Genomic DNA, 15,258 nt, shown 5'->3' on the forward strand with positions numbered 1-15,258 from the left:
TCCCCCTTCGGTTTTTACCGGACACTAGTGACGCTCTGCGTGGGAATGCAGCCCGTGACGCTCTGCGTCACATCGGTGTCTGGCTCGACAGCGGCGGTGTGGCTGGAACGCGGAGCGTCCCTTGAGGCATTCCTACGCGGAGCGTGGGAACGATCACCGTGTAGAGTTGGCGAAATCAGGATTGTCCGCTCAGCAGCCCAGCGGGAGCAAGCTCCCTCGCCACAGCAAGCCCCCTCACCACAAAACTCCGGTTACGGCTGAAGTCCGGTGATCAGATGAACAACCCCATCCCCCAGCATCATCACCCCCGGCACCCCCGCCACCGTCAACGCCTGCCGATCCATTCGCGTCATGTCCCGCAATTCCACCCGCACCCGGGTCAGCGCCACTGGCTGTTGCGACTTGAGGTTATCCACACCACCCAGGGCGGCGACGACATTCGCGGTCAAACCGAAAACAGGCTGAGCCACCACTTTCGGCTCATCCACTACCAGGTCCGGCGTCAATGCTTTCCAGAACGCCCGCTGCATTTTCTCGAACATGCTCAGTTCTCCAGAATCAATGAAGTATCGACCGTCGCCTCACGGTGCAGCCGCAGTGCCTCGCGCACTTGCTCGGCACTTTCCAGCCCCAGCACCTGCTGGGCGATGGCTTGGCAGTCCAGCAGATCCACTTCGCGAACTGCCGCTTTGATCGCTGGAATCAACGGCACGCTCACCGACAGTTCATCCACCCCAAGCCCCAGCAACAGCGGCACCGCCAGTTTTTCCGAAGCCATGGCGCCGCACACACCGACCCATTTGCCATGGGCATGGGCGGCTTTCACGGTATTGGCGATCAAACGCAGCACCGCCGGATGAAAACTGTCGGCCTGACTGGCCAGCCGTGGGTGATCGCGGTCCATGGCCAGGGTGTACTGGGTCAGGTCGTTGGTGCCAATGGAGAAGAAATCCACCTCGGGCGTAAACAGATCAGCCATCAGTGCCGCCGCCGGCACTTCGATCATGATCCCCAGCTTCGGTAGTTCGGTAAGCCCTAATGCCAGCGCCTCTTCTTCAAGCAGCTGACGGGCCTGCCGCAACTCCGACAGCTGCGCGACCATCGGCAGCATGATGTGCAGGCGAGCCAGCCCGGCGCTGCTCAAAATCGCCTTGAACTGATGGCGCAACAGCTGCGGGCGCTCCAGGCACAAACGAATTCCGCGCATACCCAAAAACGGATTGGTTTCGCGCTCCATCGGCACATAGGCCAACGGTTTGTCACCGCCGACATCCAGGGTTCGCACCACCAGATTGCGCGCCGGCCCCAAGGTGCGGGCGATGGCGCTGTAGGTGGAGGCCTGCTCGTCATGGCTCGGTGCGTGGTTGCGATCCAGATAAAGAAACTCCGAACGCAACAGACCGACGCCCTCGCCGCCCAGCGCCATGGCCTGTTCGGCTTCGGCCAGCGAAGCGATATTGGCGGTGATTTCAACGTGATGCCCATCGCGGGTACAGGCGGCCAGTCCTGCATTTTCCAGTTCGTATTGTTGGCGTTTCTTTTGTCGCTGACGATTGGCTTGCAACTGCTCAATGGCCGCCAGCTCGGGATCCAGCTGCAACTCGCCCTTGTCAGCATCGAGCAACACCCGGGTGCCGTTGGCCAGTGCCAACACCTGAACCGGCAAGCCGCAGATCGCCGGCAAACCGAAGGCCCGCGCCAGAATCGCCACGTGGCTGGTGGCGCCACCGCCGACCGTGGCGAACCCCAGCACCTTGCGCGTGTCCAGGCCAGCCGTCTGGGAGGGCGTCAGTTGCTCGGCAATCAAAATCGCCCCGTCCGGCAACTCCATCGCACGATCTTCTACGCCGAGAATCAGCTTGAGCACCCGTTGACCAACGTCGGCCAAATCCGCCGCCCGTTCGGCCAGCAAGGCATTGCCCAGGCTTTTGAACAAGGCTGCCGTCGACTCGGTGGCCGCACGCCAGGCGAAACCGGCGCTTTTGCCTGCATCGATCAGTGCCAGGGCCTGATCCAGCAGGCCTGGGTCTTCGAGCAGTTCCTGATGCGCCTTGAAGATGTCTGCCTGGGCGTCACCCGTGGCCTTGTCTCGCAACTGCTGCAAGGCCAGAACCGCCGCCACCAACGCCAGGGACAGGTACTCGCGCTCAACCTGAGGACTAACGCCTGACTCGCTCACCTCGAGAGTCTGCTCGGCAATCTGCACCACTTGGCCAAACGCCGCCCCCGGCGAAGCACAGACGCCGCGCAGCACCTTCAGCGATGAGGCTTCAGCGGCAACCGTCTCAACCTCTGCCATCACCGTCACGGTTTCCCCGCAACCGGCAGCCAGCAACTCGGCCAGCGTCTTGATCGCCATTTCGGCATCCGCGCCCGCCGCGCTGACCTGCAGGATGTCACCATGGGCGGTTTGCAAAGCCATGATCGCCACCAGGGATTTGGCATTCGCGCTGTCCTGCTGTTTATGCAGGCAAATGCTCGCCGAAAAGCCTTTCGCCGCCTGGGCAAACACTGCCGCAGGGCGCGCGTGCAAGCCGTTGGCATTGGGCAACGTCACCGGTTTGGAGAACAGCGCTTCACCCTCCTCCGGCATCGGCTCAGCGGCCACCACTTCGGATGGATTCAAACTCAGCAGCGGCTGACCGCTTTCCACCCCACCTGTTTCGGGCGTCAGCCAGGTGAACGGCTCACCGCTGACCACCAGCATCAAAGTCAACAAACTGCGGGCGTTCAAGGCAATGTAATCGGCATCGAACTCGATCAGCGCCTGCCCCACTGCTACCCGCTGACCTTCCTCCACCAACCGGGTGAAACCTTTTCCAGCCAGATTCACGGTGTCGAGGCCGATGTGCATCAGCACCTGCACGCCATTGTCGTCGGTGATGCTGACGGCATGCCCACTGACCTGCACATTGCTGATCACCCCGGCCAGCGGTGCGCACAAGGTTTGCGAAGTCGGATCGATGCACAGACCGTCGCCGATCACGCGACTGGAAAACACCTGATCGGGCACTTGGTCCAGCGGCATCAGCACGCCGGACAAGGGTGCCAGCAGTTGCAATTGTTGGGGTGTGGCCATGACGTCACCTGCTGTTTTGTTCTTTAAAAGACGCTTGCGATCTCGCGGTACCTGGTAGGAGCTGCCGAAGGCTGCGATCTTTTGATCTTCCGCTTGAGATTCAAGTGAGCCCAAGAGAAAAGATCGCAGCCTTCGGCAGCTCCTACGGGGCTATGCGGCGTTTATTTCCACCAATACTCGACCTGCAATCCGACGTTCGAACCGTGTCGCGCTGTGCCGAAGGCGCCGGTGTCGGACAACGCCGAACCCGCCGCCAGTTCATTGGCCGCCCGTTTGGCCGCCTCGTTCCAGCTGGCATAGGTGTAATACAGACGCACCTCGGGGCGCGCCCAGAATTCCGGGCCCTTGGGCGACCAGGTCGGGGCGAAGGTGAACTTGCTCAGCTTGCGCGTCCCGCCCGTGGCTTCAACCTGATCGTGGCCCAGTTCGGTCACCAGTTTGAACTGCTCGGTGATCGCATAGGCCGGGCGAATCCCGAGGGAAATCCAGTTCTGGTCGGTGCCGTCCGGGCGAATGTCTTTCTGGTAGACCGCCTCGACTTGCCCGCCGAAACGCGGCGTCACTTGCCAGTCGAAGAACTCCACCACCCGGTAGCTTTTGCTGCTGTCGTCCAGCCTCACGTTACCGGTATAGCCCAACCCGGTGCCGGGGCCTTCACCGTACTGAAAGGCCAGTTTATTCTTGCCGCCCAGAAAGCCCTTCTGCACATGCTGGGTGGTAATTGCCCAACCGCGATGAGCGTCACGGCTGTCGGGTTTGTCGATGTAGCTCAAACCGAATTCCAGCTCACCCCCAGGGTTGGTGTTGAAGCCGGCGACGTTGAAATCGTGACGGTTGATGTAGTCTTTCTGGTACAGGTTGTCCTTGCGCGAGAAGGCGTAGCTGTACTTCAGATCACCAATCAGCACATCTTCGATACCGCCGCCGGTGGCGCTCTGGTTCCAGTAGTAGAAGTCGGAAATATGGATATCGTTCCGCTTGTAATAACGCCGACCGGCCCACAGCGAACCACCGTTTAGGCTGGGCATGTTCGACCATTGCGCGTACAGCTGCGGCAGGCGCACCGAGCCGTTGTCACCGTTGAACGTCAGGTCCTTGTCGTATTGGTTATACAGCGATGCCATGCCGTCGACGCTGAGCACCGAACCATCGTCCAGGGTGTACAGATCCTGGCGCAATTCAAGTTCAGCGTACTGCTCACATTCGTTACCCAAGCGGTATTTGGTCTGCGCTCCCGGCAGCTGGAAACACTGCTGTTTACCGCTGTTAACCGAGGTGCCGACGCCGCTGCGCAAGTAACCGGCGAACTCCAGCGCCTGGGCTGACAGTGGTAAAGCCAGGCACACGCCCGCCGCTACAAGGCTGTGATTTATTGTTGTTTTCAAGAACCACCTCATTATTTTTATTGTGTGATGCAGCAAAATCGGCGCGCAAAACTCCCCCGCGCAGCGTTCTGCGTGTTTTTTGAAACGGTGTTTTTTTAGTGGTTAGTCAGGTGCAGCACGAACGACTCAAACGGCCGTAAAAACACCTGCTGATTGCGCAGCGGACAGTCCGGGTAGTTGCTGATGACCAGACGTTGAGCCATCGCTTCATTGATCACGTCTGGCGGTAGTTCGACTTCGCACGGCGCGCCATAGAAGTTGTTCAGCACCAGCAAACGCTCACCATCGCCTTCACGCACATACGCCCAGATTTTCGTGTGCTCAGGCAATAATTGCCGGTAAACGCCATCGGACATCAGCGTTTCACTGCGGCGCAGGGCAATCAGCTGACGGTAGTGATGCAGCACGGAATCCGGATCGTCGAGTTGATGAGCGACGTTGATCTGCGCTGCGTTGGCCGGCACCCCGATCCATGGTTCGGCAGCGCTGAAACCGGCGTTCGGCTCGGCGTTCCAGTGCATCGGCGTGCGACCGTTGTCCCGGGACTTCTGCATGATCGCCGCCATGTTGTCGACGTCACTGCTACCTGCCTCGCGCTTGAGCCGGTGAATGTTCAGGGTCTCGACATCGCGGTACTGATCGATGCGATCGAAGCCCGGATTGGTCATGCCTAGCTCTTCACCTTGATACACAAACGGCGTGCCCTGGAGGAAATGCAGCGCCGTGCCGAGCATCTTCGCCGACACCACCCGATGCTCACCGTCATGACCAAAACGCGAGACCACCCGTGGCTGGTCGTGGTTACACCAGAACAGCGCGTTCCAGCCGCCGCCGGCCTGCATCCCGGTCTGCCAGTCGGAGAGGATGCGCTTGAGTGCGAGGAAGTCGAAATCGGCGCGAACCCACTTTTGCAGGTTCGGGTAATCAACCTTCAGGTGATGAAAGTTGAAAGTCATGGACAGCTCTTTCGACTCCGGCCGCGAGTAACGAATGCAGTGTTCCAGGCTGGTGGATGACATCTCGCCGACGTTGATCAGGTCATGCCCCTCGAACACTTCACGGTGCATCTGCTGCAAGTAGTCGTGGACGTTCGGGCCGTCGGTGTAGAAGCGCCGACCGTCGCTGTTGTCCTCGGGGAAATTCGCCGGCTTGGAAATCAGGTTGATCACGTCCAGCCGGAAACCGCCCACACCTTTGTCGCGCCAGAAACGCATCATCTTGAAGACCTCGGCACGCACCTGGGGGTTGTCCCAGTTCAGGTCGGCCTGAGTGTGGTCGAACAAGTGCAGGTAGTACTGACCGGTCTGGGCCTCGTACTCCCAGGCCGAACCGCCGAACTTGGATTCCCAGTTGTTCGGCTGGTCGCGCCAGATGTAGAAATCGCGGTAAGGGTTGTCGAGGCTGCTGCGGGCCTGCTGAAACCAGGTGTGTTCGATCGAGGTGTGATTGACCACGATGTCGAGCATCAATTTGATCCCGCGCTTGCCCGCCTCGGCGATCAGCAACTCGCAGTCGGCCATGGTCCCGTAGCTGGGATCAATGGCGTAGTAATCGCTGATGTCGTAACCGTTGTCGCGCTGGGGCGAACGCAGGAACGGCGTGATCCACAGGCAATCGACACCCAGCCAGTGCAGGTAGTCGAGCTTGGCCACGACGCCGAGCAAATCCCCCGTGGGGTTGCCGGCGTGGCTGTGAAAACTCTTCGGGTAGATCTGGTAGATCACCGAACGTTGCCAGTCTTGCATGGCGGGATTCCTTCAATAAATTAGTGCGGTGACTGTTCTGGCCCCTTCGCGAGCAAGCCCGCTCCCACATTGGAATGCGGTCAACTGCGGGAGCGGGCTTGCTCGCGAATGCGATCAGGCGACCCGATACCCGGGCCGGACAATCTTCATGCTCAAGCCGCAGGTCAGAACAAACGGCACGACCATGGCAATCACCATCCCGACCACGAACATGGGAATGAACTGCGGAATGATCGAGATAAAACCGGGCAAGCCGCCGACGCCGATCGCCGAGGCCTGGACCTTGTTCAGCGACAGGAAGATGCAGCCCAGCGCCGAGCCGATCAGAGCCGCATAGAACGGAAATTTGTAGCGCAGGTTGACCCCGAACATGGCCGGTTCGGTGATGCCGAAGTAGGCAGAAATCGCCGAGGTCGAGGCCATGCTTTTGTCCCGCACACTGCGGGTCATGTAGAACACCGCCAGTGCCGCGCTGCCTTGGGCGAGGTTGGACATGACGATCATCGGCCAGATGAAGGTGCCGCCCTGAGTGGAGATCAGTTGCAGGTCGACCGCGAGAAACATGTGGTGCATGCCGGTGATCACCAGCGGTGCGTAGAGCAGGCCGAAAATTGCGCCGCCGACCATGGGCGCCAGGTCGAACAGGGTAACCACGCCTTCGGTAATGAGAATCCCCAGATGGCGGGTCACCGGACCAATCACCGCCAGCGCCAGCACACCGGTGACGACGATCGTGGTGATCGGTACCACCAGCAATTGCACCGCGTTAGGCACTCGCGCCCGCAGCCACTTTTCGATGACGCTCATCACATAGGCCGCCATCAGGATCGGCAGGATTTGCCCTTGATAACCGACCTTCTCGATCTGAAACATACCGAGGATGTCGAAGTACGGCAGGCTCTGCCCCTCCAGCCCAGCCACCGCTTTGCCGTAGTTCCAGGCGTTGAGCAGATCTGGGTGCACCAGCATCAGGCCCAGCACGATGCCGAGGATTTCGCTGCCGCCAAAGCGCTTGGCCGCCGACCAGCCCACCAATGCCGGAAGGAACACGAACGAGGTGTTGGCCATCAGGTTGATCAGGCTCCAGAGCCCGTCAAGCTTGGGGTAGGCATCCAGCAGGGTCTTACCCTCGATGAACATGCCCTTGGCGCCGATCAGGTTGTTGATGCCCATCAGCAGGCCGGCAATGATCAGCGCCGGGAGGATCGGCATGAACACGTCGGAAAATACCCGCACCAATCGCTGCATCGGGTTGATCTTGTCGGCGCTTTTCTGTTTGACGTCGGCAATGGTCGAGGCTGCGAGACCGGTTTGCCGGCGTAACTCGGCGTAGACCTTTTCCACTTCGCCGGGGCCGATCACCACCTGGAACAGGCCACCGGTAAAGAACGAACCTTTGACCAGATCGATCTGGTTCAGCGTGGCGCTGTTAACCAGCTTGGGGTCCTTGAGGGCCAGGCGCAGCCGTGTGACGCAATGCGCGGCCTGCTCGAGGTTGTCGCTGCCACCGAGGCTGTACAGCAACTCAGTGACGATGTTCGGATAGTCGTGGCTCATGCTTGTTCTTCCGCTGTAGTTTTTTGTTATTGGCAGCACGCCGAAGCGAAAAGTACTCGTCTGTACGAGTTAAAGCAATAACTCGTACAGACGAGTTTGATTTTGTTTACCCTGAACCCGACAGGCGGCGACATTTCCTACCTCCGAAGTCACAGAAACCCAAAGCCGCATGGACAAACCCCTACCCTGCCCTTAAGGTTCAAAACCTTGAGCACAACGCGGCACAGAGCCATCCCCATGAGTAAATACAACCAGATCTACAGCGATCTGCTTGCCAGCATCACGACCGAACGCCTGGAACGCGGCGCACGACTGCCTTCTGAAACCGAATTGATGGACAGCTATCAGGCCAGTCGCGGCACTGTGCGCAAGGCCATCGAGCAATTGCAGGAGCGCGGTTTCGCCCAGAAAGTCCACGGCAAAGGCACTTTCGTACTGTCGACCAACCCGATCGAATTTCAGCTCGGCGGCATCGTCAGCTTCCAGGAGACCTACCCGCGACTGGGCAACGACGTCAGCACTGAGGTGGTCGAGTTCACACAAATCCCCCTCGAAGGTCCGCTGCTCGAACACATCAAGGCTGCGGAAGGTAGCCTGATCACCCGGATCAAGCGCGTGCGGCGGATTGACGGCAAACGGGTGATCCTCGACATCAACCATTTCGTCAGCGACGTGATTCCCGGCCTGTCCCGCGACATCGCCGAGCACTCGATCTACGCCTTCATCGAACAGACCCTGCAACTGCAAATCGCCTACGCCCAGCGCACCATCGAAGCAGTGCCCCGCAGCAAGGACGACCAGCAACACCTGGACCTCGACGGCCAGAGCCATGTGATCGTGGTCAGTAACCAGACTTTCCTGCAGGACGGTCGACAATTCGAGTACACCGAGTCGCGACATACCCTGGACAAGTTCTATTTTTCGGATGTGGCCCGGCGCTGACACTACACGGTACTGAATCGACAATGGGCATAACTATGTAGTGCACATTCCTTGAGCGAACGGGTCATCCTCGATGCCCATTTCTCAAGGATAGAGAGCATGAACCCGAGTGAAACCCGTCCACTGCCCAATGCCGCCGACAAGGCAGCGCTCAAGGCCATCGCCACCACGGTGATCCAGACGTGCCCCGGCCTGCAAGACACGGCCCACGAAGTTGCCAGCGACCTGTTGAAAAAATACGGCATCGTCGGCCTCGATCCGGATCGGGTGTACTTTCACCGATTCCAGGCCGCCCAGAGTAATTCGAAAACCTTCACCGGCTGGGAGCATGTCAATGAACCTGCCTCGACGCCCCTGAGCTTGACGCAACTGGTCATTCAGCGCTTTCGCGCTACCGACCAAGACAACGCCGATCTACTGGACCTCTATGGTGGCTTTTACACGGCAGGCCCGGAGGCCGGGGACTTCGATGAGAAAAACGAAGTGCGGCTGCACGGCAACGAAGTCCTGAAAGATTTCTGGAACATTAACTTCAGTGATCTGTACACCGCTCGGTTGACCACCTTTTGGGAACGCTCGGCCAGCGACTTCCGAACTCTGACCAAGTGCAACTTCCTGATCAACGCCGTGCAGGCACGGGACAAGCGCCAGTTGAGCGACGACGATTTCAATCTCGTGGTAAACGCCGTCATGGGGCCGATCACCTGGCCGATCAGCCTGCAACAGCTGCAAACGGAACACCCTGATACACAAGGGCGCGTCCGCACCCTGGACGTCGATGGCTACGTCGCCACCAATACTCTGCGGATCGTCGCCCCCAAAGGCCGGCAGATCGTTTACCTGCCCGGTGAAACCAATGCCTTCCAGGTGCTGGAAACCGCCACGGACATGCACTTCTGGATGTTTCAAAGGATGAACACAGAGGATGCACGCCAGGCTTTCATGACTCACTTCGCCCTCGCTGACAGGCAGAAGATCGCCGAGAACATCACCGATATCATGAATCGGCTGGTCAAGACCTGGGGCAAGTACGACCATCACATGATCAACCAGAAAAACCAGATCATTCAGGGTGATGCATTTAGTTGGTTGCGCGATTCCACCAAAGAGGCAATGTTCGCCGAGGCCGAACTGGCGCTGACATCCAATGGCGATCTGCGCAAAAAACTCTGGATCGGATACCTCAGCGCCGGCTTGAAAGTTTTCGGTCCGATGGCCGTCGTCGGCTGGCCAATCGCACTGCCCGTGGTCGGCGCCAGCATTGCCAACATGGGCTTGAACATCGATCAGGCAGTCAATGCCAAAACTGCCGACGAGCGCAAGGCCGGCATTCTTGGCGCCGTGCTGAGTGGTATTGATTTGCTGTTCAACCTGCTCGTCCTGAAAGGCCCCGGCACGCTGCCAGAAATCGGCCCCGAAGTCGATGCCGCCGAAGCGACGGAAATGACCGATCTGATTGAATCGACGCAACCGGTCAAAGGGACCGGCCCGGCGACCGACCTCGAGGTCACGGCACCACGCACTACTCCGTCAAGCGCGAAGGTGCCACAGTCCGGGCTCGCGGATACCGAAGCGCTTGCCGGTGAACTGACTGATGACGTACTCGTCCCTGCCCTGCCAATGGCTGCACAAGGCCCCACGGTGCCGGACAACTGGCAAGCCAACGAATTGCTCGAAGGACTCACGCCTGTCAGCGAGCCCGGAAACTACCAAGGCATCTACCGCCTAGACTCCGAACCTTCCACTGCCATCATGATGAACGACGCTGCGTACTACGTGCGCTTCGAGGGCGACATCAACGGTGAAGGGCACTGGATGATCATCAATCCCGAGTTTCCCAACAGATTCCCGGGATCGATTCCCGTACGCCTGAACGCGGAGGGTAACTGGGGAACGATGCCGCGAAGCGGCCTCAAGGGTGGCGGCAAGACTCCAGGCCTTGCGGGTACAAGCGCACAGTCACCCGTTCGGCTACCCGACTCGCCTTATGAAGTCCCACAGCATTTGAGAGCCGAGCTGGAAGTCGGCGCCGATGGGCATGAACCTTATGCACTCCGTGATGAATACGACAGCCTCAAAGAGTTCGACCCCCACCGAGAATTCAAAGCCATCAGAAAACGCCTTTACCAGGATGCCGTACGTTTTTACGAAAATCCCGACCTCCCACCACGACCACCCATTCCACAACTCGCTCAGAACGCCACGGCAGAAGAGATTATCGACGCAACGCTGGAGCACGCCCGAGGACTGGTCATCGGAGAGAGTCATAGCGATATCGGCAGCAAACAATTCCTGATCGACAACATGGAACTGCTGGCCCGCAAAAAGGTGAAAACGCTCTACATGGAGCATCTGCTGACCGATTTCCACCAAGCAGATCTAGACACTTTTGCCGAGACACACGTGATGTCCATCAAGCTGGAAAAGTACCTTAGAGGTCTCGACATCGGGCAGATGACCGACCCGCTTGGCCGCTACACGTTTCTCGAACTGGTCAAGGAGGCCGGCAAGCACAGGATTCGGGTTCAGGCGATCGATTCCATGGCGAGCTACCGGGTCGAAGGCATGACCTTCCTTGGCCCGCAAGGGCGCGTTATCGACGAAACGGTGCGGCAGAAAATGATGAATTACTTTGCCAGAACCATCATTCGTACCGATCAAGCCATGCGCGGTGCTCACAAGTGGGTGGCGTTAATGGGCAACACACATTCCAATACGTATGAAGGCCTCGCCGGTATCAGTGAGCTTGAGGAAGGCATCGGGATTCGTGTCGAGGATGTTGCCGAAGGCACCGAAACCGGTGTCGATATCGACCCCGGAAGACGTCTTCCCCTCAAGAATATGCCGCACAGCCCCACTGCCGTGGTCAAAGGCGACTTGCGACTGCGAGTAGAAGTGCCGTGGGGGACGCAAAACCTGCAGGAAATCGAGGCGTTATTACCGCGTGCCGGCATGTACACCTTGAAGCAGGAACCGGGTGCTACATACGTGATGCATCGCAGCCGCGCTAAAGAGCTGGTACGCACTGTCATCCAGGAAGATGGAGATCGTTACTACATCGAACGTCCGCAATGGGCCTCGGTGAGCGGAAAACGCTTTGGCAGTATCAGGCAGCTGTTGCAGGCGCTGGACAACATGGGCATGGCATTGGCGGGTTGGTCGAAGCCGCTGTAATCGGCAAACGAAAAAGCCGTGTGAAATCGAGTTTCACACGGCTTGTTTTTACTGCTGCGTTCAAGCCATCACGGCCTGCGCGGGATCACTCCCACTCAATGGTCGCTGGCGGCTTGCTCGACACGTCGTAAGTGACGCGGGAGATGCCTTCGATTTCATTGATGATGCGGCCGCTGACGGTTTCCAGCAGTTCGTAAGGCAGGTGAGCCCAACGCGCGGTCATGAAGTCGATGGTTTCCACGGCCCGCAGGGCAACGACCCAGGCGTAACGACGGCCATCGCCAACAACGCCAACCGATTTCACTGGCTGGAACACCACGAATGCCTGGCTGACCTTGTGGTACCAGTCGGCTTTGCGCAGTTCTTCGATGAAGATGTGGTCGGCGCGACGCAGCAGGTCGGCGTATTCCTTCTTCACTTCACCCAGGATGCGCACGCCCAGGCCCGGGCCCGGGAACGGGTGGCGGTAGACCATGTCGTACGGCAGGCCAAGTTCCAGGCCCAGACGACGGACTTCGTCCTTGAACAGCTCGCGCAGGGGTTCAACCAGCTTGAGGTTCATTTCTTCCGGCAGGCCGCCCACGTTGTGGTGCGACTTGATCACGTGCGCCTTGCCGCTTTTCGCGCCAGCCGACTCGATCACGTCCGGGTAAATCGTGCCTTGGGCGAGGTATTTGATGTTATCCAGTTTGTTGGACTGGGCATCGAACACGTCGATGAAGGTACGGCCGATGATCTTGCGCTTCTTCTCTGGGTCGCTTTCGCCTGCCAGATTGTCGAGGAACTGGTCCTCGGCGTTGGCGCGAATCACCTTGACGCCCATGTTCTCGGCGAACATGGCCATCACTTGCTCGCCTTCGTGCAGGCGCAACAGGCCGTTGTCGACGAAGACGCAGGTCAACTGGTCGCCGATGGCCTTGTGCAGCAACGCGGCAACCACCGAGGAGTCAACGCCGCCGGACAGGCCGAGCAACACGTTGTCGGTGCCAACCTGGGCGCGGACCTGGGCGATGGCATCTTCAGCAATCTTCGAAGGTGTCCACAGGGCTTCGCAGCCGCAGATGTCGAGGATGAAGCGCGAGAGGATGCGACCACCTTGTTTGGTGTGGGTCACTTCCGGATGGAACTGTACGCCGTAGTAGCCGCGAGCATCGTTGAACATGCCGGCAATCGGGCAGCTCGGGGTGCTGGCCAGGATGTGGAAGTCTTCCGGCATCCTGGTGACCTTGTCACCGTGGCTCATCCACACGTCGAGGCCGAACAGGCCATCGGCGTCGATATGGTCTTCGATGCCATCGAGCAGACGGCTCTTGCCGACCACGTCAACGCGGGCATAACCGAACTCACGCAGCTCGGAACCTTCGACCTTGCCACCCAGCTGTTCAGCCATGGTCTGCATGCCGTAGCAGATACCGAAGACCGGTACGCCCAGGTCAAACACCGCTTGCGGGCAGCGCGGGCTGTCGGCTACGTGCACGGACTCGGGGCCGCCGGCGAGAATGACGCCTTTTGGAGCGAATTCGCGAATCGCTTCGTCGTCCATGTCGAACGGATGCAGTTCGCAGTACACGCCGATTTCACGCACGCGGCGGGCAATCAGCTGGGTGTACTGGGAACCGAAGTCGAGGATCAGGATGCGGTGGGCGTGAATGTCGAGGGCCATGTGGTCAGTCTCGTCTATGCAGTTCGGTGAAGAAAATCAGAAACAACTCGGGGCTGAAAACAGCCCCGGTTACTTAACTTATTGCTGGAAGCCTCAACCTACGCGGTAGTTTGGCGCTTCTTTGGTGATTTGCACGTCGTGAACGTGGGATTCGGCCATGCCGGCACCGGTGATCCGCACGAACTCAGGCTTGGTGCGCATTTCTTCGATATCGGCGCTACCGGTGTAGCCCATGGAAGAACGCAGCCCGCCCATCAGTTGATGGATGATGGCGCTCAGGGTGCCCTTGTAAGGAACACGCCCTTCGATGCCTTCCGGAACCAGTTTCTCGGCGCCTGCCGAGGAGTCCTGGAAGTAACGGTCGGAGGAACCTTGAGCCTGGGACATGGCGCCCAGCGAACCCATGCCGCGGTAAGCCTTGTACGAACGGCCCTGGAACAGTTCGATTTCGCCTGGCGCTTCTTCGGTACCGGCGAACATCGAGCCCATCATCACGCAGGAGGCACCGGCAACGATGGCCTTGGACAGGTCACCGGAGAAACGGATGCCGCCGTCGGCGATCAACGGAACGCCAGTGCCTTCAAGGGCAGCGGCGACGTTGGCGATAGCACTGATTTGCGGGACGCCGACACCGGCGACGATACGGGTGGTGCAGATCGAGCCAGGGCCGATACCGACCTTGACTGCGTCAGCGCCGGCTTCGGCCAAGGCCTTGGCGGCAGCGCCGGTGGCGATGTTGCCGCCGATGACCTGCACTTCAGGGAAGTTCTGTTTGACCCAGCGAACGCGGTCGATCACGCCTTTGGAGTGACCGTGAGCAGTGTCGACCACTACCACGTCAACACCAGCGTGGACCAGGGCAGCTACGCGGTCACCGGTGTCTTTACCGGTACCGACTGCAGCGCCAACACGCAGACGACCTTGATCGTCCTTGCTGGCCAGCGGGTAAGCCTTGGCTTTTTCGATGTCGTTGACGGTCATCATGCCTTTGAGGGCGAATTTGTCGTCGACGATCAGCACGCGTTCGATACGGTGCTTGTGCAACAGCTCACGGACGTCGTTCTTGTCGGCGCCTTCTTTGACCGTGACCAGACGCTCTTTAGGCGTCATCACTTCACGGACGCTGGCGTCCATGCGGTTTTCGAAACGCACGTCACGGGAAGTGACGATGCCGACCAGGTCGCCATCGTGCAGTACCGGAACGCCGGAGATGTTGTGCTGGCGGGTGAGTTCGAACAGTTCACGAACCGTGGCGTCAGCCTCGATGGTGATCGGGTCCTTGACCACGCCGGCCTCGTACCGCTTGACCTTACGCACTTCGGCAGCTTGCTGCTCGATGGTCATGTTCTTGTGGATGATACCGATGCCACCTTCCTGAGCCATGGCAATTGCCAAACGGGCTTCAGTAACGGTGTCCATGGCAGCAGAAACCAGTGGAATATTCAGCTCGATGCCACGGGTAAGGCGGGTCTTGAGACTGACTTCGTTAGGAAGAACCTCGGAATAACCGGGCACTAAAAGAATGTCGTCGAAGGTCAGAGCTTCTTGGCTGATACGCAGCATCGCGGGGGCTCCCGAGCGGGAAAATGGAAGCGCGCCATTATAGTCAGACACCCCCTCGGGTTCAATGTAAAACTCTGTCTATTATCGACGCGGTGATCGACGGAGGTTTTGGCACACAAATCCCGTAGGAGCGAGGCTTGCCCGCGAAGG

Annotated in this window: 9 protein-coding genes; 2 read left to right on the plus strand and 7 right to left on the minus strand. The window is 59.2% G+C overall.

From position 1 onward, the window contains the following. Nucleotides 1–251: 251 nt before the first annotated feature. The 5 genes from IC37_RS04175 to treP all read right to left on the minus strand — a co-directional run bounded on the left by IC37_RS04175 (nt 252) and on the right by treP (nt 7,766). Nucleotides 252–542 carry a PTS transporter subunit EIIB gene (locus IC37_RS04175; protein WP_030129870.1) on the minus strand — a complete coding sequence of 97 codons (291 nt, stop codon included), beginning with the start codon at nt 540–542 and terminating at the stop codon, nt 252–254. 2 nt (nt 543–544) lie between these two features. Continuing rightward, nucleotides 545–3,079 carry a phosphoenolpyruvate--protein phosphotransferase gene (gene ptsP, locus IC37_RS04180; protein WP_030129869.1) on the minus strand — a complete coding sequence of 845 codons (2,535 nt, stop codon included), beginning with the start codon at nt 3,077–3,079 and terminating at the stop codon, nt 545–547. Nucleotides 3,080–3,240: 161 nt separating this feature from the next. Beyond that, nucleotides 3,241–4,464 carry a carbohydrate porin gene (locus IC37_RS04185; RefSeq protein WP_030129868.1) on the minus strand — a complete coding sequence of 408 codons (1,224 nt, stop codon included), beginning with the start codon at nt 4,462–4,464 and terminating at the stop codon, nt 3,241–3,243. 95 nt (nt 4,465–4,559) lie between these two features. Continuing rightward, nucleotides 4,560–6,209 carry an alpha,alpha-phosphotrehalase gene (gene treC / locus IC37_RS04190; RefSeq protein ID WP_030129867.1) on the minus strand — a complete coding sequence of 550 codons (1,650 nt, stop codon included), beginning with the start codon at nt 6,207–6,209 and terminating at the stop codon, nt 4,560–4,562. Nucleotides 6,210–6,323: 114 nt separating this feature from the next. Further along, nucleotides 6,324–7,766 carry a PTS system trehalose-specific EIIBC component gene (treP, locus tag IC37_RS04195; protein ID WP_030129866.1) on the minus strand — a complete coding sequence of 481 codons (1,443 nt, stop codon included), beginning with the start codon at nt 7,764–7,766 and terminating at the stop codon, nt 6,324–6,326. Between the two features lie 237 nt (nt 7,767–8,003). Here treP and treR point away from each other — a divergent pair, with 237 nt between their 5' ends. Both treR and IC37_RS04205 read left to right on the plus strand, forming a co-directional pair. Next, entirely contained in the window at nt 8,004–8,708 is a 705-nt protein-coding gene (gene treR / locus IC37_RS04200) for a trehalose operon repressor (protein WP_030129865.1), read from the plus strand. Between the two features lie 99 nt (nt 8,709–8,807). Further along, nucleotides 8,808–11,882 carry a membrane-targeted effector domain-containing toxin gene (locus tag IC37_RS04205; protein ID WP_030129864.1) on the plus strand — a complete coding sequence of 1,025 codons (3,075 nt, stop codon included), beginning with the start codon at nt 8,808–8,810 and terminating at the stop codon, nt 11,880–11,882. Between the two features lie 85 nt (nt 11,883–11,967). Here IC37_RS04205 and guaA read toward each other — a convergent pair whose 3' ends face one another. Together guaA and guaB are read right to left on the minus strand one after the other, a co-directional pair. Then, the gene (gene guaA, locus IC37_RS04210) at nt 11,968–13,545 is read right to left on the minus strand and encodes a glutamine-hydrolyzing GMP synthase (protein ID WP_030129863.1); all 1,578 of its coding nucleotides are present in this window, start codon (nt 13,543–13,545) and stop codon (nt 11,968–11,970) included. 93 nt (nt 13,546–13,638) lie between these two features. Next, on the minus strand, nt 13,639–15,108 hold the full coding sequence (gene guaB / locus IC37_RS04215) for an IMP dehydrogenase (RefSeq protein WP_030129862.1): 1,470 nt from the start codon (nt 15,106–15,108) through the stop codon (nt 13,639–13,641). Nucleotides 15,109–15,258 lie beyond the last annotated feature (150 nt).

Source organism: Pseudomonas sp. QTF5 (assembly GCF_000512695.2).
Taxonomy (GTDB): Bacteria; Pseudomonadota; Gammaproteobacteria; order Pseudomonadales; family Pseudomonadaceae; genus Aquipseudomonas.